The organism is Streptomyces sp. NBC_01335 (assembly GCF_035953295.1).
Lineage (GTDB): Bacteria > Actinomycetota > Actinomycetes > Streptomycetales > Streptomycetaceae > Streptomyces.
Genome location: NZ_CP108370.1, coordinates 5287999 through 5311450, shown reverse-complemented (window position 1 = coordinate 5311450; position 23452 = coordinate 5287999). Strand labels below are relative to the sequence as shown.

The following is a 23452-nucleotide window of genomic DNA, read 5'->3' as shown; positions in this document are numbered from 1 at the left end:
TGCGGGGGCTGACGGTGCGCGGGCCGGGGGTGCGCCCGGCTGGTGCTGCGCCTGGCTGGTGCTGCGCGGGCTGGTGGTGCGCGGGCTGGTGGTGCACCGCCGTCGGGACGGACGGCGCCGGTCGCGGGTCGGGGCGGAGCGGGGTCGGGTCGGGTCGGGTGGGGTGGGGTCGGGGCGGGAGAGATACGGAGAGGTGCGCGGATGGAAGCGGTGCGGCAGGGGCTCGGGTCCACGTCGGGCATCGACGCTACGCCAGTGCGGGCGCGGGCGGACGCGGGTCTGCTGCGTCGCTCGTCACGTGTGCGGTGCACCCCGGTCGGCCCGGGGTGTCCCCGGTCCCGCCGGGCCCGTCCGGCGACGCGCGGGATACGGGGCCGGAGGAGGGCGACTGCCGGGCTCCGATGGCCGAAGCTGTCAGGTGTGAGCTTCCTCGCCCCTGTCCGGTCCGGCGGACCCGCCGGGTTCCCCGGTCCCGCCGTCCCACCGTGCGCGCCGCATGTCGATCCGCGGCAGATGCCCCTCCGCCGACCGGGCGGCCCCGCGCAGCGGCGTGCCCTCGTCGCGGTAGTGGCCCAGCGCGCGCAGTTCGTGGCCGGGCAGGAGCGTGCCGTCCGAGCGTACGACCCGCCACCAGGGCACCGCGGAGCCGTAGAGCGCCATCGCCCGGCCGACCTGGCGCGGTCCGCCGTCGCCCAGCCACTCGGCGACGTCGCCGTAGGTCATGACGTGTCCGGGCGGGATCAGGTCGGCGACGTCGAGGACCCGCTCGGCGTACTCCGGGAGCTCGGCGGGGACCTGCGCGGCCGGGGCGCCGGTGGCACCGCCGTCCGCCGACGGGCGGCGGGAGGCGCCGTCGTCCACACGGTCACCCTCGCCGTCGTCCACACGGTCGTCCGCGCCGCCGTCGTCCGTACCGCCGTGCCGGCGCGTCCGGTCCTGTCTCATCCGCCCCATCTTGCCGTACGCCACCGACACCGGGGCACCCGTACGGACATTTCCGGAGGTCCCGGGAGGGAGCGCGCGGACCGCGCCGGCCGGGAACGCGCGCCCGGGCAAAGGGGCGAATCCTCCCCCTCGCGCGCACGGGCAGTGCACCCTGATGGCTCCGTGTGTCCTCCCGCCGTGCCACCATCGTGCGGGCGGTGACCGGTGATACGAGAACACGAAGATCGACCAGATGCGACGAAGGAGCAGGGCGTGCAGCCATCCCGGGCGGCGGACGCCTCCGATGCCGACTCGCAGCCAGGCGGCTCCGGCTCCACGCCGGACCCCACCGGTGACCCCACCCGTACGGAGAAAGCAGCTGCCGGCGACACCGGCGAGGCACCCGGCACGTCCGGCGCCGCCCCCGACGGCCCCCCGCGCCTGACCGGCTCGACCCGGGCGGGCACCGGCGAGGGGCCCACCGAGCGGGTCTCGGGCGACGAGCCGCTGCTCGCCGCCCGGGTGCACCGCCCGTCCGACCTGCTGCGGCTGCTCGTCGGCGTCCTCGCCATCGCGGTGCTGCTGGCCGTCGCCGCCTTCGCCCAGGGCACCACGACGGGCCTGGAGGACGACATCTCCCGGGGCACCGAGCAGGCGCCCGACCTCCTGATCAAGATCGCCGGGCTGGTGTCGAGCATCGCGGTGCTGCTCGTCCCGGTCGCCTTCGCCATCGAGCGCCTGATCAAACGCGACGGGCTGCGCATCGCGGACGGGGTGCTCGCCGCCGTGCTCGCGCACGGGGTGACGCTCGCCACCGATCTCTGGGTCTCCCGGTCCGCCCCCGGCTCGATCCAGGACGCGCTGACCCAGCAGCAGCCCGGTCACGCGCTGACCGACCCGGTGCACGGCTACCTCGCGCCCGTCATCGCGTACATGACGGCGGTGGGCATGGCGCGGCGCCCGCGCTGGCGGGTCGTGCTCTGGGTGGTGCTGCTGCTCGACGCGTTCGCCATGCTGGTGGGCGGGTACACCACCCCGTTCTCGATCGTCCTCACCGTGCTGATCGGCTGGACCGTCGCGTACGGAACGCTGTACGGCGTCGGCTCCCCCAACGTCCGGCCCACCGGCCAGCACCTGATGGCCGGTCTGCGGCACGTCGGTTTCCGGCCGGTCGCCGCACTGCGCGCCGAGGAGCCGCCCGAGAACCCGGACCAGAACGACCGGGGCCGGCGCTACCGGGTCACCCTGGAGGACGGTCCGCCGCTCGACGTGACGGTGGTGGACCGGGAGCAGCAGGCCCAGGGGTTCTTCTACCGGGCCTGGCGGCGGATCACGCTGCGCTCCATCACCCAGCGGCGTTCCATCCAGTCGCTGCGCCAGGCGCTGGAGCAGGAGGCGCTGCTCGCGTACGCGGCCATCGCGGCGGGGGCGAACGCGCCGAAGCTGATCGCCACCTCCGAGCTGGGCCCGGACGCCGTGATGCTGGTGTACGAGCACATCGGCGGCCGGTCGCTGGACGCCCTGGAGGACGCGGAGATCACCGACGACCTGGTGCGCGGTGCCTGGGAGCAGGTCCGGTCGCTCCAGTCGCGGCGGATCGCGCACCGCAGGCTCGCGGGGGACGCGATCCTGGTCGACGACGAGGGCGAGGTGTACGTCACCGATCTGCGCGGCGGTGAGATCGCGGCCGGTGACCTGATCCTGCGGATGGACGTGGCCCAGTTGCTGACCACGCTCGGTCTGCGGGTGGGGGCCGAGCGGTCGGTGGCCGGGGCGCTCGCCGTGCTGGGGCCGGACGCGGTGGCCGGGTGCCTGCCGCTGCTCCAGCCGATCGCGCTGACCCGTTCCACCCGGGCGACCCTGCGCCGGCTCGCCCGCGAGCGGGCGCAGCGGGAGCGCGAGGCGGCGCTGGAGGCCTCGGACGCGGCCCGCCGGGACCGGGCGGAGTCCGCTTCCTCCACGGTGGCCTCCCCCGGCGACCGGAAGTCGGAGCGGAAGACCGAGCGGAAGTCGCAGCGTACGGAGAAGCAGGCCGAGAAGCGGGCCCTGGACGAGGCGCGGGAGGAAGCCCGCGAGGAGGACCTGCTCACCCAGATCCGCCGTCAGGTGCTGCTGATCCGCCCGCAGGCCCCGGTCGAGCCGGTCCGGCTGGAGCGCATCAAGCCGCGCACCCTGCTGAGCTTCATCGCCGGGTCCATCGCCGCGTACTTCGTGATCTCGCAGATCACCCAGGCCGACTTCGGCACCGTCGTGGAGCAGGCCGAGTGGGGCTGGGTGGCGGCGGCGCTGGGCTTCTCGGCGCTGAGTTACGTGGCGGCCGCGATGAGCCTGCTGGGCTTCGTGCCCGAGCGGGTGCCGTTCCGGCGCACGGTGCTGGCGCAGGTGGCCGGGTCGTTCGTGAAGATCGTGGCTCCGGCGGCGGTCGGCGGGGTGGCGCTGAACACCCGTTTCCTCCAGCGCCAGGGGGTGCGGCCCGGTCTCGCGGTCGCGAGTGTGGGTGCCTCGCAATTGTTCGGGCTGGGCTGCCACATCCTGCTGCTGGCCCTGTTCGGGTATCTGACGGGTACGGAGAAGACGCCGGACTCGCTGACCCCGTCCCGCACGGTCATCGCCGGGCTGCTCACGGTCGCGGTGCTGGTGCTGGTGGTGACGGCCATCCCGTTCCTGCGCAAGTTCGTGGTGACGCGGGTGCGGTCGCTGTTCGCGGGGGTCGTGCCGCGCATGCTGGACGTGGTGCAGCGCCCGCAGAAGCTGGCCACCGGCATCGGCGGGATGCTGCTGCTGACGGTGCTGTTCGTGCTCTGCCTGGACGCGTCCGTCCGGGCGTTCAGCGGGCCGGACGTGCCGCAGCTGTCGTACGCGAGCGTCGCGGTGGTCTTCCTCGCGGGCAACGCCCTGGGGTCTGCGGCGCCCACCCCGGGCGGCATGGGTGCGGTGGAGGGTGCGCTGACGATCGGTCTCATCGCGGTCGGGCTGCCCAAGGAGGTCGCGGCTCCGGCGGTGCTGCTGTTCCGCGTGATGACCCTCTGGCTGCCGGTGCTCCCCGGCTGGCTCTGCTTCAACCAGCTGACGCGCCGGGGCCAGCTGTAGTCGAAAGGGCGTACGGCGGCCGGGAGCGCGCACGCCTCCGGGAGGCCGCCGGCCGCCGGGAGGCGTGTGCGTACGGCTCCCGGCGGCCCGCGCTGCCCACGGCCCCACTACCGTGGCGGCACACAGGTCGTGCCGGGGCGGTCCACCGTTCTGGGCATCGGGGAGGACGACGACACCATGCACATGCACCCACGCGCTCGCCGCGTCACGGCTCTGGCGGGGGCGGCGCTGCTCTCCGCGGTCGCGCTCGCGGGCTGCGACGGCTCGACGGAGGCCGCCCCCTCGGACAAGGGCAGCGCGACCGCCGGGACTCCGGCCGCCTCCGCGACCGCCACGCCCACGCCCGCCGGCACCGCGCTGCCGGCCGCGCTCACCTCGCAGAAGGCCGACTGGCAGAAGTGCGAGGCCCCCGAGGGCGGTGAGGCGCCCGGCAGCCGCTGGCGGTGCGCCACCGTCCAGGTGCCGCTGGACTACCGGAAGCCGGACGGGGAGACGATCGGCATCGCCCTGATCAAGCGTCAGGCGACCTCCGCCAAGGAGCGGATCGGTTCGCTCCTCTTCAACTTCGGCGGCCCGGGAGGCTCCGGGGTGAGCATCCTGCCCCAGGCGGCGAGCTCGTACGGAAAGCTCAACTCCCGCTACGACCTGGTCAGTTTCGACCCGCGCGGGGTCGCCGCCAGCGAGGGGGTGGACTGCCGGAGCGACGGCGCGACCGAAGCGGCCCTGAAACGCGTCGACATGACCCCGGACACTCCGGCGGAGGAGGCGGCCTTCCTGAAGGACGGCGCGGACATGGGCGCCGGCTGCGAGAAGGGCTCCGGCACGATCCTGCCGTACCTGACGACCACCAACACCGCCCGCGACATGGACCTGATCCGCCAGGTGCTCGGCGACTCGAAGCTGTACTACTTCGGCATGTCCTACGGCACGGAGCTGGGCGGTACGTACGCCCACCTCTTCCCGGAGAACGTCGGCCGGGTGGTGCTGGACGCGGTCGTGGACCCCACGGCGGACACGCTCGGGCACGCCCGGAACCAGGCGACGGGCTTCCAGCGCGCACTGGAGGACTACCTCAAGGACCGGGGCGAGGACCCGGAGGCGGGAAGCGCGCGCATCGCCCGGCTGCTCGCGAAGCTGGACAAGGACCCGCTGCCGACCGACTCCGGCCGCATGCTCACCGAGTCGCTCGCCGTCACCGGGATCGTGGCTCCCCTCTACTCGCAGAGCAACTGGCCGGCGCTGACGCAGGCGCTCGACGAGGCGGAGAACAACGGCACCGGCAACACACTGCTCGCGCTCGCCGATTCGTACAACGGCCGGGACGAGAACGGGCACTACGACACGATGTCGCAGTCCCAGCGGGCCATCTCCTGCGCGGACAGCACGGCGCGGCCGACCGCCGACGAGGCCCGGGCGCTGCTGCCGGAGTTCCGGAAGCTCTCGCCGGTCTTCGGCCCGTTCCTCGCCTGGGACACCGCCGGCTGGTGCGCGGACTGGCCGGTGGCCGGGGAGCACGACACCCCGGAGGCGAGCGCCCCGGGCGCGGCGCCGATCCTGGTGATCGGGACGACCGGCGACCCGGCGACCCCGTACGAGGGCGCGAAGCGGATGGCGGACGAACTCGGCAAGGGCGTCGGCGTGATGCTCACCAACAAGGGCGAGGGTCACGGCTCCTACGGCAACGGCACCTGCGTGACCGCGAGGACGGACGCCTACTTCCTGGACGGGAAGATCCCGGCGGACGGCTCGGTCTGCTCGTCCTGACACGGCACGGACACGGGTCCGGGTACGCGAAGAGGGGCCGCGCCACGATCACTCCGTGGCGCGGCCCCTCTTCGACACACGGCCTAGGGCACGGCCTAGTAGACCGGCTTCGACGGCTCGATCTGGTTGACCCAGCCGATGACGCCGCCGCCCACGTGCACCGCGTCGGCGAAGCCCGCCGACTTGAGGACCGCGAGGACCTCGGCGCTGCGGACACCGGTCTTGCAGTGCAGGACGATGCGCTTGTCCTGCGGCAGGCCCTGGAGGGCGTTGCCCATCAGGAACTCGTTCTTCGGGATCAGCTTGGCGCCCGGGATCGAGACGATCTCGTACTCGTTCGGCTCGCGGACGTCGATGATCTCGATCTTCTCGTCGGCGTCGATCCACTCCTTGAGCTGCTTGGGAGTGATCGTGGAGCCGAGCGCCGCCTCCTGCGCCTCCTCGGACACGACGCCGCAGAAGGCCTCGTAGTCGATGAGCTCGGTGACGGTCGGGTTCTCGCCGCAGACCGCGCAGTCGGGGTCCTTGCGCACCTTGACCTGGCGGTACTGCATCTCCAGCGCGTCGTAGATCATCAGACGGCCGACGAGCGGGTCGCCGACACCGGCGAGCAGCTTGATGGCCTCGGTGACCTGGATGGAGCCGATGGACGCGCAGAGCACGCCCAGCACCCCGCCCTCGGCGCAGGAGGGAACCATGCCCGGCGGGGGCGGCTCCGGGTAGAGGCAGCGGTAGCAGGGGCCGTGCTCGGACCAGAACACGGACGCCTGTCCGTCGAACCGGTAGATGGAGCCCCAGACGTACGGCTTGTTCAGCAGTACGGCCGCGTCGTTGACGAGATAGCGGGTGGCGAAGTTGTCCGTGCCGTCCACGATCAGGTCGTACTGGGCGAAGATCTCCAGCACGTTCTCGGCTTCGAGCCGCTCCTCGTGCAGGATCACGTTCACGTACGGGTTGATGCCCAGCACCGAGTCCTTGGCCGATTCGGCCTTGGAGCGGCCGATGTCGGCCTGGCTGTGGATGATCTGGCGCTGCAGGTTCGACTCGTCGACCTCGTCGAACTCCACGATGCCGAGCGTGCCGACGCCGGCGGCGGCCAGGTACATCAGCGCGGGCGAGCCGAGGCCGCCGGCGCCGACACAGAGCACCTTCGCGTTCTTCAGCCGCTTCTGTCCGTCCATCCCGACATCCGGGATGATCAGGTGGCGGGAGTACCTGCGGACCTCATCGACGGTGAGCTCGGCAGCCGGCTCGACCAAGGGTGGCAGCGACACAGGAACCTCAACAATGCAGGTGGTCGGTTTCTACGTACTTCAGTTACGTACGGTTGTTCTCCCGGTAACACTGCCACGCCCTCACTCATTCCGAGATACCCGGTCCGATCCGCGAGACGATTTCGTCCCAGTAACCGGGCAGCGCCGCGAATGGATCGGTTTGCCGGTTACGTCCGTCCCGGTCGGTGAAGAAGATCGTGCCGGCGCCCTGCCACCGCGCGATGCGCATCGCCTCGTCGAGGTGGGTGCGCGGGACGCCGTGGACGAAGTGCGCGAACCGCTCGGGCGGGTACTCGGCGGTCCACTGGGCCACCTGCGACCAGCGGTAGTCGGGCCAGGCCCCCTGGAAGGTGACGAGCTGGTCGGCGGCCTCGGCGTAGCCGGGGTACGGATGGGTGCCGAGCCCCAGCACGATCCGCCCGCCGTCACCGGCCGGGGCACCCTGGTCGATCTCGCTCTGCGCGACCAGTTCGCGCAGGGTGGCGGTGAGCCGGCGGACCGCCGGGAGGCCGGCCCGCTCGGTGGGGCAGCGGCCGAGGTAGAAGCCGCCGACCCGGTACCAGTCCAGGAACCGCTTGGCGTCCACGACGAGATCACCGAACGGCCGCGCCCCGTGGACCAGATCGAGGTGTCCGAGCAGCCGGCCGCCCGGGGCGCCGGCGCCGGGAGCGCACCCCTGCAGGGCGCGCTCCCGGGCGTTGTGCAGCTTTCCGGCCGCTTCCAGGCAGTGCGGGTCGGGCCGGGTGCCCGGCCCGTCCGCGATGTTGAGGACCGCCCAGTGCAACGGTGTACCGGGGCGGGTGAGTTCCGCCCACTCCGTGGGCGCGAGCAACGGGTGAGCGTATCCAGGCACACCGAAACCCATCTGCTCATTGCCGCTCGCCCGGCGGGCCGTTCCCGTGCCGGTCAGATGCGGCACGCCGCCTCCATCCAGATATCGGCGAGGGACTCCTCCAGGTTGATCCGGGGGCGCCAGCCCAGTCGGTCGCGGGCGGTGCGCACGTCGGCCTGCTGCCAGGCGCCGCAGCCGTCCGGGTAGGGCGACGGGGTGGCCGCGAGGTGCTCCATCACCGATTCGGCGGAGGTGCGCTGGGCGCCGATCGGGAGACGGCCGGGCGGTGCCTCCAACTCGTGCAGCACACCGGCGAACCCGGAGACCCGGGCGAGGACGGCTGCGGCGTCGCGCAGCCGGACGGCCCGGCCGGTACCGATGTTGACGACGCCCTGGGCGGCGGAGAGCGAGGCGGCGTGCACGGCCCGCGCCACGTCCCGTACGTCCACGAAGTCGCGCTGGACGCCGAGCCCGCTGAGCTTCAGCTCGCCGTCGCCGGACTGCATCGCACGGCGCATGGCCTCGGCGAGCCGGCCGAGCGGGGAGCCGGCCGGAGTGCCGGGGCCGACCGGCGAGAAGACCCGCAGCACGACCGCGTCGAGCCCGGAGCCGAGGACGAGTTCGGTGGCGGCGAGCTTGCTGACGCCGTACGGGCCGCCGGGGCGCGGCACGGCGTCCTCGGCGGTGGAGGACCCGGGCTGCGAGGGCCCGTACTCCGAGGCGCAGCCGACCTGGACGAGCCGCGCCCCGCAGCCGCTGCGGCGCAGTGCCTCGCAGACGGTGGCGACGGCGACGGTGTTGTGCCGGGTCAGTTCGCGGGCCTGGCCCCGGGTGGCCCCGGCGCAGTTGACGACGACCCCGGGGTGGACGGCGTCCAGGAAGCGGGTGAGCGCCCCGGGGCTGCCGCCCGCGAGGTCGAACCGTACGTCGGCGTCGTCGCCCCGGCCGAGGGCCGTGAGGTGGACGGCCGGGTCGGCCAGCAGGCGGTCCGCGACGAAGCGGCCGAGGAATCCGTTGGCGCCGAGCAGCAGAACCCTCATCGTGCACTCCCTGGGTGCCGGCGGCGCGTGGCCGGTGCGGCGGGTCGGCGGGTCATGTCCGGTTTCTCCTTGGTGGGAAAGGCGTGTGCGGTACGGATCTCCCGCGGGATCGGCTCCGCGGGCGGTGGGCGGGAAGTACGGGGTGGTGCGCGGTGGTACGGGATGGTGCGCGGGTGGTCGGTGCGCGGTGGTGCGGTCGTGCGCGGTGGTGCGGTCGTCGGCCGGACCGGGCAGGGTCCGGCGGCGGCGCCCCTCGCGGCCGGTGCGCGCGGTCCGGTGCGCGGGTCGGTGCGCGGTGTCGGTGCGCGCCGCGTCGGTGCGCGCGGGGGTCAGTGACGGTGGTGGGCGGAGGCGCGGGAGAGCGCGACGGCTGCGTGCGCCAGCAGCCCTAGCGCGGCTCCGCCGCAGGCCAGGGCGGGTACCGCGCCGGTACCGCCCGTCATCACCAGCAGGTCCACGGGCCGGGCCAGCAGGCCGAGGCCGGGCAGCCGGCCGCTCAGCACGAGGAGCGGGGCCGCCGCCTCGACCGCGCAGGCGGCGGCCAGCGCGGTGACGGCGGGGGCCGGGAGGCCGTGCGCGGTCTCCAGCCGGGCCAGGAAGAGCAGCAGCCCGAGGGCGTAGGCCGAGAGCGGGACGCCGTGTCCGCCGTACCCGAGGTCCGCGAGGAGCATGAGCGGCAGGAGGGCGGCGAGGAAGAGCGCGACGCTCGTCAGCAGTACGGGGCGCACCCCCGCGCCGAACTCCTCCAGCGCCCGGCTGCCGCCGAGTCTGCGCCGGGCGTGCACGGCGAAGATGTGGGCGCACCAGGCGGCCGGGACCACGGCGAGGGAGAGGCCGAGGAGCGGGGCCGGGGTGCCGGGCCAGTGGCCGTCGGGGCCACCGCTGAGGACCTGGGCGAGCAGTTCCTCCCCGTACACCGCGTAGCCGAGGAGCCAGCAGGTGTAGCGGGCGGTCCGGCCGGAGCCCGCAGGGGCGTGCAGCGGGCCGGCGGCCAGGGCGGACCGGAGCGCGAGGCAGACCAGCAGGACGCCGGCGGCCGTCAGGACGTTCCGCGCGCCGGTGCCGAGCGCCCCCTCCGTCACCCGGAGCGCCCCGACGGTGGCGAGGCAGGCGGCCCCGGGCAGCAGGGCGTGCAGGCTCCAGGCGGCGCGGTGGCCGGGTTCGTGACCGGCCCGACGGTCGGCGACCGCCCGGACCGGGCCGGTGGCGGGCCGGGGAACCCGGGCGTAGAGCTCCTCGGCCAGCGAGAAGACGTCCCGGTGGCGGTAGCGGGCGGCGGCCCGGTCCGTGAGCCCGTGCGCCTCCAGACCGGCGGCGATCTCCAGCGGGTCGACGGCGCGCTCGCAGAGCTCGCGGTGGCGGTGCAGCAGGGCGCGCACGGGGTCGGCCGACGCGGGGACGGCCCTCGGGGCGGGGACGGTCCTCGGGGCGGGGACGGCCGGCGCGGCGCCTGCCACCTCCGTGGGCTCCGCCTTCACGGGTTCCGCCCCCACGGGTTCCGCCTCCGCCGGTTCGGCCTCCGCGTCCACCTGGGGGACGTGTCCGGCCGGGACGTGTTCCGTCGCACCGTGTTCCGCCGTGACCGGCTCCGCCGGGACGGGTCCGGCCTCCGGGGCGGGTGACGCGGTCGCGGGCGAGGGACCGTTCGGCACGTCGAGGGCTTCGGGCGCGCGGCCCATGAGGGTTCCTCCGTACGGTTCGTTGCCCGGGGCGGACAGGTGGTCGAGGGGGTCACGCATCGCCGTCCCCCGCTCCGGCCGTCGCGCCGGCGCCGACCTTCTCGGGTGCCGCGGCCCAGGCCGGGGTCCGCCCGGCGGCCGCCCTGACGGGCCGTCGCCCCGCCGGTTCGGTACGGGGCCGGCCCTGGCGTACGTACTCCTCGGCCGGGGCCGCGAAGGGGCGGGGCGTCGAGACGTCCGGTGCTCCGCCGCTCCGCGCGCTCCCGGCCCCCGCCGGGCCGTCGGCGGCCGGGACGGTGCCCGTCGGGGCGGTACCCGTCGGGGCGGTGCCCGTCGGGGCGGTGCCCGTCGGGTGCGGCGGGTGGCCCGTGGTGAGCTCCTGGTAGAGCGAGCGGAAGGCGGCGAGGTTCTGCTCCACGGTGAAGAGTTCGAGCGCCCGCGCCCGCGCCGCCTCGCCCAGGCGCGCACGGCGCTCCGGGTCGCGCAGCAGCGCGAGGCAGGCGTCCGCGAGCGCCGGGGTGTCGCGCGGGGGGACCACGAGGCCGGTGCCGCCGATGACCTCGACCACCGCGCCCACGTCCGTCGAGACGGTGGCCCGGCCGCAGAACATCGCTTCCACCAGGCTGATCGGGAAGCCCTCGACGACGCTGGACAGCACGACGACCCCGCCCGCCGCGTACGCTCCGGCGAGATCGTCCGCTCCGGCAGCTCCGCCGATCTCCTCGAAGGCGACCGGGCTTTCCGGGGCCCCGGGCCCCGAGGCCCCGGACTCCCCCGTCCCCCGCGCGTCCGCGTCCCCGGCGTCGTCCCGGTCCGGGCCAGCGCTCCCCGTACCGTCCTCGCCCCCGTCACCGGTGGTCCCGGGAAAGAGCAGCTCCGCCAGGGCGCGGCAGTGCGCGAGGTACGCGGCGCCTTCGGCTCCTTCGGCGGGGGCGCCGAAGATCCGCAGCCGGGCCCCGGGTTCGGCCCGGTGCACCTCGGCGAAGGCGTGCAGCAGGGCGACGAGGTCCTTGGCGGGCTCGACCCGGCCCACCCACACCAGGGTGTCCGGTCCGGCGCTGTCGCCCTCGCCCACCTGCGGGAAGCGCCCGGTCTCCATGCCCGGGTAGACCGTGCGCAGCTTCGCGGCGTCCGCGCCGCAGCGCTGCTGCCAGCGGCGTACGTGAGTGTTGCCGGGGGTGACGACGGCGGCCTGGCGGTAGACCTCGGCCGCCAGGAGCGCGTGGAGGTTGGCGAGCAGGGCGCGTACCGGAGCACCGAACGGCGCGTCCGTGGCGGAGAGGTAGTGCGTGCGGAGCGGCAGCCCGTGCTCGGTGACCAGGAGGGGAACGCCGAAGAAGCGTTTGGCCAGCAGTCCGGGGAGGGCGGCGGTGCCGCCGGAGGCCGCGTGGCAGACGTCCACGCCGCCGAGCGCCTCGGCGGTGTACCAGTCGAGCGAGAGCGGCAGCAGCAGACGGGCGAGTTCGGTGGCGAAGGCCAGGTGGTCGGTGACGGTGGCGCGCTGGACGGTGCGGCCGGTGCCCCGGGCGCGGCAGGCGGTCTCCAGCACGCGCAGGGCCGTCTCGGAGCGGAGCGCGGTGGGCAGTCCGCCGTGTTCCCGGGCCAGTTCGGCGAGTCCGTAGAGCGCTTCGGCGAAGAGTCCGGCCGATCCGTCCGCCGCCCGCCCGGCCCCTCCCGGCGCCTCGCTCCCGGCGGACACCGGTGTGCCGACGCCAGAGGCGCTGACCGCCGTGGCGAGCGCCGTCAGATGCGCCGTGAAGCGCCGGCGCTCGCGGCGGCCGTAGGCGCCCCCGCTGCCCGTCACGAGCCGGGCGAGGCGGCCGCCCGGTTCGTCCTGGCGCGCGCTCGCGTCCGGCGCGCCGAGCGGCGTGGTCCACAGCGGCGCGGTCCGCACCTGCCCCACCTGGGGCGGCAGGCTCACCCAGCCGAGCTTCTCCTGGTGGGCGGAGCGGCTCAGCGCGTAGAGGTCGAACTCGTGCTGGGGCAGACCACGTACCAAGCGGTCGCACCACAGTCTGGACTCACCGTCCGCATACGGATAACCGCCGTCGGTGAGCAGGCCGATACGCACGAGTACACCCCCGATCTCCCATGTGGGCGGCCACCGTTGGCCGGTGACCAGCGTCGGGACGACCGTAAGCGGATACGCCGGTGGCGCGACGGACGGTTGTCCGTCACGCCACCAGAAGGGGTGAACCGGCGTAACTTTCCCGGTCTCCGCGCGTTTCGGCGCGAATCGCCCCTCGGGGCGCCTCCGCCGCACGCCCCGTCAGGCCGCGGTGAGCTCCTTGCGCGCGGCCCGCCGGGCCGCCGCCGCCCCCGGATCGAGGGCGGGCACGGCCGCCAGGAGCTGCCGGGTGTACGGGTCCCGGGGAGAGCCGTACACCTCCTCGACGGCACCCTGTTCGACGATCCGGCCGTGGCGCATGACCGCGACCCGGTCGCTGACCTGCCTGACCACGGCGAGGTCGTGGGCGATGAAGACGAGGCCGATGCCGAGCTCCCGCTGGAGTTCCGCGAGGAGCGCGACGACCTGGGCCTGGGTGGTGACGTCGAGCGCGGAGACGGGCTCGTCGCAGACGATGATCCGGGGTTCGGCGGCGAGCGCGCGGGCGATCCCGACCCGCTGGCGCTGCCCGCCGCTGAACTCGTGCGGGTAGCTGTCGTACCGGGCCGCGTCCAGCCCCACGCGCTCCAGGAGTTCGCGGACCCTCTGCCGGATGCGGGTGTCGTCGCGCTCGCCGGCCGCGCGCAGCGGATCGGCGACGGACTCGCCCACGGAGCGCCTCGGGTTGAGGGAGGCGACCGGGTCCTGGAAGATCATCTGGAGCTCGCGCCGGTGGGGAAGCAGCTCCCTCGCCGACAGCGCGCCGATCTCCGTTCCCGCGTAGCGGAGCCGGCCGTCGGTCGGGTCGAGAAGGCGTACCAGCATGCGCCCGAGGGTGGTCTTACCGCTCCCGCTCTCGCCGACGATGCCGAGCGTCTCGCCGGCCCGGAGGGTGAGCGAGACGCCGTCGACGGCGGTGACCCGGTCGCGTCCCCGGCCGAACTCGCACCGCAGGTCCACCGCTTCGAGCAGCGGCTCGCCCTCGTCGACGGCCCCGGAGACGACGGCCCCGGAGACGGCTGACCCCGGGACGGCTGACCCCGGGACGGCGGCACCGGCCCGGGGGGCCGCGGCGACGCGTTGGTCGCGCGGCGCGTCGACGCGGGGAACGGCGGACAGGAGCGCGCGGGTGTACGGGTGCCGGGGAGCGCCCAGCACCTCGGCGACCGGACCGCGTTCGACGTCCCGGCCGCCCCGCATCACCAGGATGTCGTCGACGGTCGAGGCGGCGACCCCGACGTCGTGGGTGACGAGCAGCAGTCCCATGCCGGTCTCCCGGCGGAGGTCGTGGAGCAGGTCGAGGACCTGCGCCTGCACGGTGACGTCCAGGGCGGTGGTCGGTTCGTCGGCGATGAGCAGTTCGGGCTCGCAGGCCAGCGCCATGGCGATGAGCACCCGCTGCCGCATGCCGCCGGAGAACTCGTGCGGCCGGGAGCGCGAGCGGCGTACCGGATCCGGGATGCCGACCCGGCCGAGGACGTCCACCGCGCGGGCCCGGGCGGCGCGCCGGGAGACCCGGTGGTGCACCCGGTACACCTCGGCGATCTGGTCGCCGACGGCGTAGTAGGGGTCGAGCGAGGAGAGCGGGTCCTGGAACACCATGGCGGCCTTGGCGCCGCGCAGCGCCCGCAGTCCCGCGTCGTCCGCGGCCTGCACGTCGACCCCGGCCACGGTGACCGAGCCGCCCACGACCGCCCCGGTCCCCCGGTGGAGGCCGAGCAGGGCGTACGCGGAGGCGCTCTTGCCGGAGCCGGACTCCCCGACGACCCCGAGGGCGCCGCCCTTCTCCAGGGTGAAGGAGAGGTCGTCGACGGCGCGCACGCCGCCGAAGTCGATGGTCAGACCGGATACCTCGACCAAGCTCATGACAGCACCACCCGACGGTCGGCCGCCGCGTGCAGGATGTCCGCGACGACGTTGGCGAGGACGACGAAGAATCCGGTGACGAGCACCAGTCCGACGACGACGGGGAGATCGACGGTCTGGACGGCGTCGACGAGTTCCCGGCCGACGCCGGGGATGTTGAAGAGCGACTCGGTGAGCACGGCGCCGCCGAACATCGTGCCGATGTCCACCGCGCCGAGCGCGATCACGGGTGCGAGCGCTCCGCGCAGGGCGTGCCGGACGACGATCCGCCGCTCGCTCACCCCGTAGGCGCGGAAGGTGCGCACATGGTCCTCGGCGAGGGTCTCCAGCATCGCCGCGCGGGTCATCCGGGCGTACGGGGCGGCGGAGACGAGGGCCAGCGAGACCCAGGGCAGCAGCAGGTTCCAGAACCACTGTTCGGGGTCGTCGGTCAGCGGGACGTAGACGGGGAACGGGAGGATCTGCAGCGTCGAGCAGCAGACGATGATCAGCATCAGGCCCAGCACGAACACGGGCGTGGCCATGCCCGCCAGCGTCACCCCGGTGAGAATCCGCTCGGTCGCCCGGCCGCGCCGCCACACCGAGAGCAGACCGGTGCCGACCCCGACGAGGATCCAGAGCACGAAGGCGCCGGCGGCGAGCGAGGCGGTGGCGGGGAGCTTGCTGAGGATCAGCCGCGTGACCTGCTCGTCGTCCCGGTAGGAACGGCCGAGGCAGGGTGCCGGGCAGTGCTCGGTGCCGGTGCCGGTCGAGTAGTCGTGGCCGGTGAAGAGGGACTGGACGAAGTGGGCGTACTGCACGTACACCGGGTCGTCGAGCCGGAGTTGCGCGGTGACCTGGGCGACCTGGGCGGGCGAGCAGCGAGGGCCGCAGGCGATCTGCGCGACGTCGCCCGGGGCGACGTAGAAGACGGCGTACACGAGGACGCTGAGGGCGAAGAGCACGAGGACAGCTCCGCCGAGGCGCCGCAGCAGGAAGCGGGTCATGCGCCGGCCTCCTTCTTGGTTCCGGTGCCGACCCGCAGCCGCGAGGCGACTCGGGGGTCGAGGGCGTTGCGTACCCCCTCGCCCAGCACCGTCAGCGCCAGCACGGTGACGAAGAGGAGCAGGGCGGGGACGAGCAGGTAGGTGGGCGCGGCCTGGTACCAGGTGTCCGCGTCGCTGAGCATCTGTCCCCAGGACGGCGTGGGCGGCTTGATGCCGACGCCGAGGAAGGAGAGCGCGGCCTCCATGACGATGTTGCCGGGGAAGAGCAGCACGGCGTAGGTGATGACGGGTGCGGCGAGGCCGGGCAGCAGTTCGCGCCGGGCGATCCGCGCGCCGCTCCAGCCGCTGAGCCGGGCGGCGGAGACGTGGTCAGCCTGTTTGAGGGCGAGGGTCTGGGCGCGTACGACCTTGGAGAGGTGGGCCCAGCCGACGAGCCCGACCATGCCCGCGATCAGCACGGGGCGGGGAAAGCCCGCGGGGACCACGGCGAGCGCGCCGAGCGCGGTGACCATGACGGGGAGGGCGACGACGATGTCGGTGGCACGGCTGATCACCTGGTCGACGAGGCGGTTGCCGAGTCCGGCCGCCATGCCGAGGGTGACGCCGACGACGACCTGGATCAGGGTGGCGGCGAGTGCCACGCCGAGCGAGACGCGGGCGCCGTAGACGACGCGGGCGAACAGGTCGCGGCCGGTGAGGGGTTCGACGCCGAGCCAGTGGTCGGCGCTGATCCCGCCGAAGGAGCCGAGGGGGACGCCGCCGGTCGCGGAGTCCACCAGGTCGGCGTGGAAGGCGTTGGGGTCCTGGCCCTCGGCCGCCGCGAGCAGCGGGGCGGCCAGGGCGGTGAGGGCGAGCAGCGTGACGACGACGGCCGCCACGAGTGCGGAGCGCCGGGCGCGGAGCCGGCGCCAGAACGGGAGCGCCACGGAGGCGGGGGCCGTGTCGGTCCCCGCCTCCGTGGCCGGCAGAGCTTCGCTCATGACTACTTGACCGAGACCAGGGAGATGTCGAGGACGCCGGTCCAGTCGCTGATGACGACGTTCTTCACGTCCGCGCCGTAGAGGCGCTGGTAGACCGGGTGGAAGAGCGGCACGGTCAGTGCCTGCTCGCCGATCTTCTTGTCCAGCGCGCCCCAGCGCGCGGCGGCGGCGTCGAGGTCGGTCAGCTGGTTGATCTCGTCGATCTCCTTGTTGACCGAGGCGTCGTTCAGGCGGCCGGTGTTGAAGTTGTAGCCATCCTCGACGATCTGGCGGCCGTCGAAGATCGGTGCGAGGAAGGGGCCGCCCGAGGGCCAGTCGGCGCCCCAGCCGGCGAGGAAGAAGCCGGGCTCGGTCTTCACGTTGTACGCGGTCTCCGAGTAGGCGTTGTCCTCGAGTCCCTGGAGCTTGACCGTGATCCCGGCCTTCTTCAGGGCTTCCTGGATCGCGGTGGCGACCTCGGGGCTGGTGGCGAAGTTCTTCTCGTTGTCGTGCGTGAGGGTGACGGTCAGCCCGTTCGGGTAACCGGCTTCCTTCAGCAGCTCCTTGGCCTTGGCCGCGTCGCCCGTGGTACCGGAGGGGAAGGCGTCGTACGGCGTGTACCCGAAGGACTTCTGCTCGGGCAGGAAGGTGGTGGCGGGCTCGGCGAGCGAGGAGCCGCCGGCCGCGTTGATGACGGAGGTGCGGTTGACGGCGTACGAGATCGCCTGGCGCACCTTCGGGTTGTCGAACGGCTTCACCTTCGGGTTGAAGGCGATGTAGTTGGTGTAGCCGAAGTGGCCTTCGCCGACGCGGGCGGCGAGGGCCTTGTCGCCCGTGACCTTGGCGAGTTCGGCCGGCCCCAGGTTGGTGTCGGTGGTGATCGCGGCGGCGTCGGCCCCGCGCGAGGCGGAGAGACGCTGGTTGACGACGGCCGAGTCCAGACCGGAGCGGACGTCGATCTTGTCCGGGTAGGCCTTGCGCTCGGAGTCGGTCTTCTCGGACCAGTAGGGGTTGCGTTCCAGGACGAGGTGTTCGCCGTCGCCCTCGTTGGAGACGACCTTGTACGGTCCGGAGGAGACGGGGTGGTTCTCGTAGGTCGCGCCGGTGTCCTTGGCCTGCGGCACCGGTGTGGTCTGGGTCTGCGTCGCCAGGTAGGGGAACTCGCCCTCCGGCTTGTTCAGGTGGAAGACGATGGTCCGGTCGTCGGGCGTCTCGATCGACGCGAGGCCCTTCTTGTCCTTGTACGGCCCCTCGTAGTCGGCGCCGCCGATCAGCCAGTCGCGCAGGTAGGGCGCGCCGCCGGAGAGTTCGGCGGCGAAGGAGCGCTCGATGCCGTACTTGACGTCCGCGCTGGTGATCGCGGTGCCGTCCTCGTACTTCAGCCCGTCCTTGAGCGTGTACGTCCACACGGTGGCGTTCTCGCTGGGCGTGCCCAGGTCGGTCGCCAGGTCGGGGACCACCTCGGCGCCGGCGGCGCCGGCCTCGCGGTTGCGGGTGGTGAGGGTGCGGAAGACCAGCGACGGGACGGCGCCGCCGCCGGAGGTGTAGAGCCGCGCCGGGTCGAAGTTCACCTGGGGGGTGCGGTTGAGGACGCTGAGGGTGCCGCCCTTGGCGGGAGCGGCCGAGGAGGCATCGGAACCGGTGTCGCTCCCGCTCTCCTTCGGGCCGCAGGCCGCGACGGACGAGCCCACGACGAGGACCACGACGGCCGCTGCGACGCGGCGGGATATGACGGACGGTTGACGCATCGGAAGAGGACCTCTCGGTACCGCTCGGCCGGATCGGCGAGCTGAAGAAAGCAGGAGAAAGCAGGAGAAAACAACGGAAGGCGGCCAGCTCGGGAGAGGGCGCCGGAGTACGGGGACCGCAGGAGCACGGGTGCTTCACCGGGTGCCCGTACGCGTCGTGCGAGGCCCCCGGGGGAGGAGCAGGTCCGTTCGGCCGGCCGGCGCGTGGAGGGGCGGGCCCGGTCCTGGAGGAACCTGGACCGGGTCATCTGCCGGAAGGGGCCGCGCCTGCGGGCCGGTGGGTGCCGGGGACGTGGGCCGGAGCGCCGTGCCGAATGCCCTTCGGGGCTGCGGACGACGGCCGGAGCACGACCGGGCAGGGGTCAGCGACAGAGAATGTCGGCGACGCAGTGCCTGGTCACGCCGATGAGCGCGCGCTCCAGGGCGGCGCTCTCGGAGGTGATCAGAATGCGTGACATGCGGAGAAATATGAACGACCGCTCATCGGCATGTCAATGCGAAATGAGACGGTCGTACCAACATGTGGACAGGCTGGATCAACTGGCGGGGTAGACCCAAGGGTTGGGCTTGCATGTGATGCCGTCGATGTCGAGTGACTTCGTCTGCTGCTGCATCACGGGCGCGAGCGTTCCCGGGGTCCGGCAGCTCACGTGGTTGTGCCCGAGCCGGTGTCCGACCTCGTGGTTGATGAGCATCTGCCGGTAGGGCAGGAGTTTGTCGGGACCGAAGGTGACCGAACCCTGGGCCCACCGGTAGGCGTTGATCATGACGCGCTCGGTGGACGCGGAGTCGCAGGAGACGTTGTCCTCGGTGGTGTCCAGGCCGGACTTCGCGCACCAGACTCCGGTGGTGCCGGGGCTGGCCAGGGTGATGACGAAGTCGGGCGTGCCCGTGGAGATCCGCTCGAACGTCATGTCCCCGTGGTGCGCCCAACTGCGGTCGTCGTTGAGGGTCTTCTGCACGGCCTCGGCGAAGAGGCCCTGGTCGAGACCGAGTCCCACCTCCACGTCGATCCGGTAGCGGTACTCGTGCCCGGTGCCGGGTGCCTTCGCCGCGCCCGGGACGACCTCGAACTTCCCGCCGCCCGCCAGATCGGCGGCGAGCGGGTAGGGCGTGGCCATCTTCTCCTCGTACGACATGGCCTTGAGCGGTGCGGACTTGGCCGTCCCGGCGGTCGGACGGGCGTCGGAGCGCGAACCTCCCTGGCCGCTCCCCCGGGTGCCGGAGACCTGCGGAGAGCCGTCACCGCCGTGACTCTGGGCCACCTGCCCGGCCACGACCACGGCGAGCACGGTGGTCACCGCGGCCGCCGCGATACCGGTGAACGTCCGGCCCTTGCCGCCCCGGCCGCCCTTGCCCGGGGTGCCGTCCGTGCCTTCGGTGCCGTCCCCGGCGCCGCCCTCGACGCCGCCGTCCGGACCGTCGTCGCGCCGCTCCCCGGCCTCGGGTCCCTCGGCGGGCACGGAGACCCGCGAGGGGACGGGCCGTACCGGAAGTCCTACCGACGGGGCGTCGAACGCATCCACGAACTCGGGCCGGGGGCCAGGTATCAGCGGCGTACCGCCGGGCGCGGGCCGGGAAACCGACCGGCCGACCGGCGCACCCACCGCGCCCTCCGGCCGCCGCCCGGAGGCACGCGGGTCGCCGGCGCGGGGGTCACCGGCGTGCGGGTCACCGCCCGGTCGGCCGGGCGGAAATTCGCCCGAACGTGTCTGCTGCCGGGCCTGGCCGGCGGGCCGTCCGGGCCCCTGGGCCTCGCCGCGGCCGTAGCGCGGCTGCGGTCCCGTGCCCCAGCCGCCGCCGGGTTCACGGTGTTCGGGGTGGCCGCCGCGCACCTGCGGGACGCCCTGGAACGGGGTGTCCGCGGGCGCCTCGGGCGACCGCTGTCCGTCGCGCCCGGAGGACGCCGGTTCGGTCGCCCTCCTGCGGCGGCCACTGCCGGAGCCCGCCCCCGGCGCACCGGCCTGGGCCGGTGCGGCTTCGCCCGCCGGACCTTCGGCCTCGGCGCCCCTTCGGCTGTGTCGTCCCACGCCCCGGATCAGCTCCCGCCGTTGTCGTCCACCAATTCCCGGATCGCCTGGGCGACCGCCTCCGGGTACTCCATCATCGCCACGTGCCCGGCCTCGGGCAGCGACAGCAGGCGCGCGTCGCGGAACGCTCCGGAGGCCTTGCGCGCCATCCGGTACGAGACGAGCTTGTCCCGTCCGCCGTACACCAGGAGCGTCGGCGCGAGCACCCGCTCGGCCTGGCGCCACAGTCCCTGCTGCCCGCCGAGCGTGTACGCGTCGACGATGCCGCGGGCGGAGCGCGCCATGGCGTCCCAGAAGTACGGCAGTTCCATCCGCCGTTCCATCTCGGCCACCGCCTGGCGGAACCCCTCCTCGGTGATCCGCGACGGATCGCCGTAACAGAGTGCCATGACCCCGCGGGTGCGCTGTTCGGCGGTCATGCCCCGGCTGAGCCGGGAGAAGAGCGCGGCGACCCCGGGGAGCGCCAGCAGCCCGGTCGGTACGGCCGGGCGCTGGACGCGGATCTCGGGCAGGGCGGGCGAGATCAGGGTGAGGGTGCGCACCAGGTCGGGGCGGACGGCCGCGACCCGGGTGGAGACCGCGCCGCCCAGCGAGTTGCCGACGAGGTGGACCGGGCCGCGCGCCTGCGCGTCGAGCAGCCGGATGACCGCCCGGGCGTGCGCGGTCACCGAGTACGCGCCGTCGTCCGGCGGCGGTGAGTCGCCGAACCCGGGCAGGTCGACCGCCTCGCCGTCCACCACGTCCGCCAGGAGCGGCATCAGGGCGGACCAGTTCTGCGAGGACCCGCCCAGCCCGTGGACGTACAGCGCCGGAGGGAGCCCGGCGCGCACGCCGGGCCGGGAACGGACGGTCAGGCTCAGGCCGGCCAGGGGGACGGTGCGCAGACTCTCCCCGGACCCGACGTGCACGGCACTGACCGTGGGGGCGACCGCCGCGGCGGCGGCCTGGACACCCGGCAGCTCGGTCGAAGACATGCGGCAATGTTACGAGACGATCACGCGCCGATTCATGTGTTCGCGGTCACAGGCCGCATCGCGGGGCAGGAGCCAAGCTCATAGGCTTTCGGATGAGGGACGGAAGGGAGTCACCATGACGGTCGACCCGAGGGACCCGGAGACGTTCGAGAACGAGCAGCCGGACCCGCCGGGACTGGAGGCCCCCGACGCGGACGCCGCGGAGCAGCGTACGGAGGTCCGGCAGGAGGACGACGACCCGCTGACGGAGGCCGGCGGCGAGGAGGCCGACGCGGCCGACGTCGCGGAGCAGACCAAGGTGGTCGTCGAGGACGAGGACGACTACCGCTGACCGCGCCCCGCCGGCCGCCGCCGCGGCCGGTGACGGGGCGGACCGGAGCGTCCGCCGGAGGGCCGGGAAATGACCGGAAGTCGCCCCGACCTGGATGATTACCGACGAAACGTGCATGTCAGGACCGGTTCGTCCCGGCCCGGACGAGGTTGCGACCCCGGCCCATGGCTACCGGAGTTGTCCGGTCCGTGAAATTCTGCGTCCGCGCCGCGCGCACCCGGGTTACCCAAAAGTACGATGGCCATGCGGCGCGGTCAGCAGTGGACACCGTGTCGGAACACACATTTGGGAGGCGGCGTGAGCGCCATCGAGCAGACAGAGGCAGCGCGCCCGCGGGGCACTCGCCTGCCCCGCCGCGCCCGACGCAACCAGCTCCTGGGCGCCGCCCAGGAGGTCTTCGTCGCACAGGGGTACCACGCCGCCGCGATGGACGACATCGCCGAGCGGGCCGGCGTCAGCAAGCCGGTCCTCTACCAGCACTTCCCCGGGAAGCTGGAGCTGTACCTGGCCCTCCTCGACCAGCACTGCGAGTCGCTGCTCCAGGCGGTGCGCACCGCCCTCGCGTCGACGACGGAGAACAAGCAGCGCGTCGAGGCCACCATGGACGCCTATTTCGCGTACGTGGAGGACGAGGGCGGCGCCTTCCGCCTGGTCTTCGAGTCGGACCTGACCAACGAGCCCGCCGTGCGCGAGCGGGTGGACCGGGTCTCCCTCCAGTGCGCAGAGGCGATCTCGGACGTCATCGCGGGCGACACCGGCCAGTCCAAAGACGAATCGATGCTGCTGGCCGTCGGGCTCGGCGGGGTCGCGCAGGTGGTGGCCCGCTACTGGCTCTCCAGCCCCTCCGGCATCCCGCGCGACACGGCGGTGCAGCTGCTCACCTCGCTCGCCTGGCGCGGCATCGCGGGCTTCCCGCTGCACGGGGCCGAATAGCGACACCCGGCGTGTTCGCTGCGGGCGTGGCCGGTCGGGCCCTGAGCGCTCGGCCCACCGGGCTAATGTGGCTGCGTACGGCGCGGCTACCGCGCAGGGACTGACCGTCGGAGGGACATAGCCGTGGAGGTCAAGATCGGGGTGCAGCACACGCCCCGCGAGATCGTTCTGGAGAGCGGGCTTTCCGCCGAGGACGTCGAGAGCGCGGTCGCCGAGGCGCTCGGCGGCAAGGCGCAGCTGCTCAGCCTCACGGACGACAAGGGCCGCAAGGTCCTCGTGCCGGCCGACCGGATCGCGTACGTCGAGATCGGCGAGCCGGCTGCCCGGCGTGTCGGGTTCGGCGCACTGTAAGCGGCACCACGCGCGGCACGACGGAGCGGCCCGGCGGGATTTCCCGCCGGGCCGCTCCGCGCGTTCGGGGCCCGCGCCGCCCCGAACGCCGACCCGGCGGAACGTGGCGCTCCGCCGAAAGGTTTCCCCCGGGTCACGGCAGGGTTGCGTGACGCAGGTCACGGGTAGGACGGCGGAAGGTCTTCCGCCCGGAATCGTCCGGACGCGAGGCCCCGGGGCCGCGAAGCCCCCGCGCCCCCCGCACCTGCGGGGACGTACCGACGAACTCCGCGAGGTGATGCTCCGTGATCTGGGAATCCTTCGGCTCCGCCGTGGTCGGTCTCGCCCTGTCCTGGGCCGCCCTCCGCGTCCTGCCCGGCCGGCTCCCGTCGGCCCGCGCGGTGTACCCCACCGGCGCCCTGGGAGCCCTGTTCGGGGCGTATCTGACGGACGGTGTGCTCTACTCCGGACACGCCCCGGCCACGGTCGCCGGTGCACTGGTGGTCTCGGCGGTGACGCTGTCGCTGCTGATCCGGCCGCGCCGCCGGAGCCGGATCACCGGCTCTCCGGCCGCGCGCTGAAGGC

At 73.7% G+C, this 23452-nt stretch carries 19 protein-coding genes; 6 read left to right on the top strand and 13 right to left on the bottom strand.

Annotated features, from left to right (window positions below):
- Positions 1-414: 414 nt before the first annotated feature.
- On the bottom strand, positions 415-945 hold the full coding sequence (locus tag OG599_RS22955) for an MGMT family protein (RefSeq protein WP_327177863.1): 531 nt from the start codon (positions 943-945) through the stop codon (positions 415-417).
- Positions 946-1197: 252 nt separating this feature from the next.
- Here OG599_RS22955 and OG599_RS22950 point away from each other — a divergent pair, with 252 nt between their 5' ends.
- Both OG599_RS22950 and OG599_RS22945 read left to right on the top strand, forming a co-directional pair.
- Positions 1198-4014, top strand: a complete 2817-nt coding sequence (locus OG599_RS22950) for a lysylphosphatidylglycerol synthase transmembrane domain-containing protein (RefSeq protein ID WP_327177862.1) — start codon at positions 1198-1200, stop codon at positions 4012-4014.
- A 177-nt stretch (positions 4015-4191) separates the two neighbouring features.
- Entirely contained in the window at positions 4192-5778 is a 1587-nt protein-coding gene (locus tag OG599_RS22945; RefSeq protein WP_327177861.1) for an alpha/beta hydrolase, read from the top strand.
- 95 nt (positions 5779-5873) lie between these two features.
- On the opposite strand, the gene moeZ is transcribed toward OG599_RS22945, so the two are convergent.
- From moeZ to OG599_RS22885, 12 genes are all read right to left on the bottom strand, one after another.
- The gene (moeZ, locus tag OG599_RS22940; protein ID WP_327177860.1) at positions 5874-7052 is read right to left on the bottom strand and encodes an adenylyltransferase/sulfurtransferase MoeZ; all 1179 of its coding nucleotides are present in this window, start codon (positions 7050-7052) and stop codon (positions 5874-5876) included.
- An 85-nt stretch (positions 7053-7137) separates the two neighbouring features.
- Positions 7138-7971 carry a spherulation-specific family 4 protein gene (locus OG599_RS22935; RefSeq protein ID WP_327177859.1) on the bottom strand — a complete coding sequence of 278 codons (834 nt, stop codon included), beginning with the start codon at positions 7969-7971 and terminating at the stop codon, positions 7138-7140.
- On the bottom strand, positions 7959-8924 hold the full coding sequence (locus OG599_RS22930; protein ID WP_327177858.1) for an NAD-dependent epimerase/dehydratase family protein: 966 nt from the start codon (positions 8922-8924) through the stop codon (positions 7959-7961). Before OG599_RS22930 ends, OG599_RS22935 begins: the two co-directional genes overlap by 13 nt.
- Positions 8925-9253: 329 nt before the next feature.
- Complete coding sequence (locus OG599_RS22925; protein WP_327177857.1) at positions 9254-10663, bottom strand: hypothetical protein; 1410 nt, start codon at positions 10661-10663, stop codon at positions 9254-9256.
- Positions 10656-12674 carry a DUF3492 domain-containing protein gene (locus OG599_RS22920; protein ID WP_327177856.1) on the bottom strand — a complete coding sequence of 673 codons (2019 nt, stop codon included), beginning with the start codon at positions 12672-12674 and terminating at the stop codon, positions 10656-10658. Before OG599_RS22920 ends, OG599_RS22925 begins: the two co-directional genes overlap by 8 nt.
- A gap of 198 nt (positions 12675-12872) precedes the next feature.
- Positions 12873-14576: an ABC transporter ATP-binding protein gene (locus OG599_RS22915; protein ID WP_327177855.1), complete on the bottom strand. Its 1704-nt coding sequence runs from the start codon at positions 14574-14576 to the stop codon at positions 12873-12875.
- Complete coding sequence (locus OG599_RS22910) at positions 14573-15562, bottom strand: ABC transporter permease (protein ID WP_327177854.1); 990 nt, start codon at positions 15560-15562, stop codon at positions 14573-14575. Before OG599_RS22910 ends, OG599_RS22915 begins: the two co-directional genes overlap by 4 nt.
- On the bottom strand, positions 15559-16542 hold the full coding sequence (locus OG599_RS22905; RefSeq protein WP_327177853.1) for an ABC transporter permease: 984 nt from the start codon (positions 16540-16542) through the stop codon (positions 15559-15561). The genes OG599_RS22910 and OG599_RS22905 overlap by 4 nt, the downstream gene beginning before the upstream one ends.
- 2 nt (positions 16543-16544) lie before the next feature.
- Entirely contained in the window at positions 16545-18269 is a 1725-nt protein-coding gene (locus OG599_RS22900; protein WP_327177852.1) for an ABC transporter substrate-binding protein, read from the bottom strand.
- Positions 18270-18631: 362 nt separating this feature from the next.
- Positions 18632-18727, bottom strand: a complete 96-nt coding sequence (locus tag OG599_RS22895) for an Ms4533A family Cys-rich leader peptide (RefSeq protein WP_327177851.1) — start codon at positions 18725-18727, stop codon at positions 18632-18634.
- Between the two features lie 78 nt (positions 18728-18805).
- Positions 18806-20299: a DUF3152 domain-containing protein gene (locus OG599_RS22890; protein ID WP_327177850.1), complete on the bottom strand. Its 1494-nt coding sequence runs from the start codon at positions 20297-20299 to the stop codon at positions 18806-18808.
- 8 nt (positions 20300-20307) lie between these two features.
- Positions 20308-21273, bottom strand: coding sequence for an alpha/beta fold hydrolase (locus OG599_RS22885; RefSeq protein ID WP_327177849.1), 966 nt, complete (start codon positions 21271-21273; stop codon positions 20308-20310).
- 115 nt (positions 21274-21388) lie between these two features.
- Between OG599_RS22885 and OG599_RS22880 the strand changes: the two genes are divergently transcribed.
- From OG599_RS22880 to OG599_RS22865, 4 genes are all read left to right on the top strand, one after another.
- On the top strand, positions 21389-21604 hold the full coding sequence (locus OG599_RS22880) for a hypothetical protein (RefSeq protein ID WP_327177848.1): 216 nt from the start codon (positions 21389-21391) through the stop codon (positions 21602-21604).
- Between the two features lie 297 nt (positions 21605-21901).
- Positions 21902-22537, top strand: coding sequence for a TetR/AcrR family transcriptional regulator (locus tag OG599_RS22875; RefSeq protein WP_327177847.1), 636 nt, complete (start codon positions 21902-21904; stop codon positions 22535-22537).
- 123 nt (positions 22538-22660) lie between these two features.
- Complete coding sequence (locus OG599_RS22870) at positions 22661-22888, top strand: DUF3107 domain-containing protein (protein ID WP_327177846.1); 228 nt, start codon at positions 22661-22663, stop codon at positions 22886-22888.
- A gap of 284 nt (positions 22889-23172) precedes the next feature.
- Entirely contained in the window at positions 23173-23448 is a 276-nt protein-coding gene (locus tag OG599_RS22865; protein WP_327177845.1) for a hypothetical protein, read from the top strand.
- The last annotated feature ends 4 nt before the right edge of the window (positions 23449-23452 follow it).